Here is a 2,448-nt window from a genome sequence, read left to right on the forward strand (position 1 = left end):
CCCCGCGCATGGTGGAGGCCCCGCCGGCCACCCCCGAGGACGCGCACGCCCTCTACGTGGACCTGCGGGCGCAAGTCATCAACATGCTGTGCGCCGACCTCATCCACGGCGACCTGTCCCCGTACAACATCCTCATGAGCTACGCGGGGCCGGTCATCATCGACTTCCCGCAGACGGTGGCGGCCGCTCGCAACAACCGCGCGGAGTTCTATTTCCGGCGCGACCTGGACAGCGTCCGCAACTTCCTCGCGAGCACCGCTCCCTGGCTGTATGACGCCGCGGGCGAAACGAGCGAAATCTGGAATGCCTATGTGCGCCGGGAGCTCACCACGGACTTCGTGCCGTCGGGCAGCTCCCGGGAGGGGCCTCGTCAAAACAGGCGTGGAGGTCCTCGGAACCAGGGGTTCCGGCCCCAGGGTGAAGAGCACCGAGGCGAATTCCGTCCGCCGCCGTCCGCGCCGGTCGAGCAAGCCGCCGCCCCCCAGCGAGACATGACGCCCGAAGAGGCCGCCGAGGCCGAGCTTCGGGAACTGGAGGCGCTGGTCCTCAGGCAGGGTGGCGGTGAGCGTGGCAAGCCCGCGGTGGCGGCACCTCCGCCTCGGCGCGGGCGCAACCGGGGCGCCGGAGCAGGCCGCCCCCCGCCGAGGGGCGGAGGCAACGGCAATAGCGCTCGGCCGCCGCAGAACGGGCAGCGGACAGGCGGCGGTGCGCCTGGGCGCTCGGGCTCGAACGAGCCTCGTGCGAGTGGTGGTGCCCAGGGAGGCCCGCGCTCGAATGAGCCTCGTGCGAGTGGTGGTGCCCAGGGCGGCCCGCGCTCGAATGAGCCTCGTGCGAGTGGTGGTGCCCAGGGCGGCCCGCGCTCGAATGAGCCGCGTGCGAGTGGTGGTGGTGCCCTGAGCGGCCAGCGCGCGACTGAGCCTCGTGCGAGTGGTGATGGTACCCAGAGCGGCCAGCGCTCGAATGAGCCGCGTGCGAGTGGTGGTGGTACCCAGAGCGGCCCGCGCTCGAATGAGCCGCGTGCGAGTGGTGGTGGTGCCCAGAGTGGCCCGCGCTCGAACGAGCCTCGTGCGAATGGCAGGTTCCAGGACGGCCCGCGCCAGCATGAGCAACGCGCGGATGGCGCCAACGCAGAAGGCGCGCGTCCCTCCGGGCGGCGTGACAATGGAGGCCCGCGCCAGAATGCGCCGCGGGCGAACGGCAGAGGCCCGGGCGGTTCTCCGCCGAATGAGCGGTTCGCGGACAGCGCGCCCTCAGGAGGCCCGCGCCAGAACGAACAACGCAATGGGAGGCCGCCCCGCTCCAACCCGCGCGGTGGCAATCCGGGCGCGCCCACCACCGAGCAGCGTGCGTCCGATACCGCCCGTCCGTCACGAAACGAGCCTCGCGGCGACGCCTTCGCTTCACCGAGGAACCAGGGGGGGCCTGGCGGCGGGGCTCGCTCCGACCGGAACGAGCGGCGCGGCAATGGCAGGCCGGAGCCGGTCGTCGAGACCCGGTCCGCTCCCGGCGCCCCGGCGCAGAACACCGTCCGGGAATCCCGGCCGGGCAACGGCGGCAACGAGGGTGGCCCTCGACAGCCGCGCCAGTCCCAGGGCCGCGGGGGTCCGCGTTCACAAAGGACTGGCGGGCCCCAGGTCTCCTACGTGGCCCGCCCGGCCTCCTCGTCCGACCCAGGCTCGCACGAAGCGGGTTCCTGAGCCGTCATTCAGGGCTCCCGGAGTGACCTCCAGGGCCCGACTTCAATGACCTCGCGCCTGGCACCGGCCGTCAAGACCGGTGCCTGGACGAGGCGCGGCGTTACGGCTTGGTACGAGGCCCCGCCTTGGGCATCTTGCCCGGTGGCCGCTTGGCCTCCGGAGGCTTCGGCCGGGTCGGCGCGGGCTGCGGTGAAGGGCGCTTGTCCGGGTCATGCCCCTCCCAGACCTTGTCGGCGACCGCCTTCGCGCCTCCCTTGATGGCGTCGTAAGCCGCGCCGCTACCAATGACCTTGACGACCTCTTTGATGATCTTGCCTGCGACCATGTGGACTCCCCCTCTGTCGCTGAAGCGACACTGAAACAATACAGGAGCATCCACAAAAAGTGAACCTGCGCACACGGTGGGCATGAGCAGGTCCGGCCGCGAGCGGTGTTTCACCCGACCCGGATGACCACCTTCCCGAAGTGCGCCCCGCGCTTGAGGTGCTCGAAAGCGGCGCGTGCCTCGGAGAACTCGAAGACGCGGTCCACCACCGGCTGCACGGTGTGCAACGCGAAGGCCCGGTTGAGCGCATCGAAGCTCTGGCGGTGGCCCACGAAGATGCCCTGCACCCGCAGGTTCTGCATGAGGATGGGCGTCAGCGGCACCGCCCCCGCGCCGCCGCTGAGCACGCCAATCACAGACACCGTTCCGCCGGGCCGGACCGAGCGCAGCGACTTCTCGAAGGTCCCCGCCCCACCCACTTCCACC

General features: G+C 71.1%; 3 protein-coding genes and 1 pseudogene. 2 read left to right on the forward strand and 2 right to left on the reverse strand.

Annotated features, from left to right (window positions below; translation table 11 throughout):
- Nucleotides 1–8 precede the first annotated feature (8 nt).
- Together G4D87_RS40090 and G4D87_RS40095 are read left to right on the forward strand one after the other, a co-directional pair.
- Nucleotides 9–242 (forward strand): annotated as a pseudogene (locus G4D87_RS40090) (RIO1 family regulatory kinase/ATPase domain-containing protein); the annotation flags it as partial.
- Between the two features lie 532 nt (nucleotides 243–774).
- A complete protein-coding gene (locus tag G4D87_RS40095; protein WP_275902329.1) occupies nucleotides 775–897 on the forward strand; it encodes a hypothetical protein in 123 nt (40 codons plus the stop codon).
- Between the two features lie 900 nt (nucleotides 898–1,797).
- Here the strand turns inward: G4D87_RS40095 and G4D87_RS36720 are convergent.
- Entirely contained in the window at nucleotides 1,798–2,022 is a 225-nt protein-coding gene (locus G4D87_RS36720; RefSeq protein WP_163787433.1) for a hypothetical protein, read from the reverse strand.
- Nucleotides 2,023–2,132: 110 nt separating this feature from the next.
- Nucleotides 2,133–2,448 (reverse strand): zinc-binding dehydrogenase (locus G4D87_RS36725; RefSeq protein WP_163787434.1); only part of this gene is annotated, 316 nt, incomplete at its 5' end.

The organism is Myxococcus vastator (assembly GCF_010894475.1).
GTDB classification, from domain to species: Bacteria; Myxococcota; Myxococcia; order Myxococcales; family Myxococcaceae; genus Myxococcus; species Myxococcus vastator.

What these genes read in the sequence shown, in the direction of transcription:
- G4D87_RS40095 (WP_275902329.1), top strand. Translation starts at nt 775, where the DNA reads ATGAGCCTCGTGCGAGTGGTGGTGCCCAGGGCGGCCCGCGCTCGAATG.
- G4D87_RS36720 (WP_163787433.1), bottom strand. Translation starts at nt 2,022, where the DNA reads ATGGTCGCAGGCAAGATCATCAAAGAGGTCGTCAAGGTCATTGGTAGC.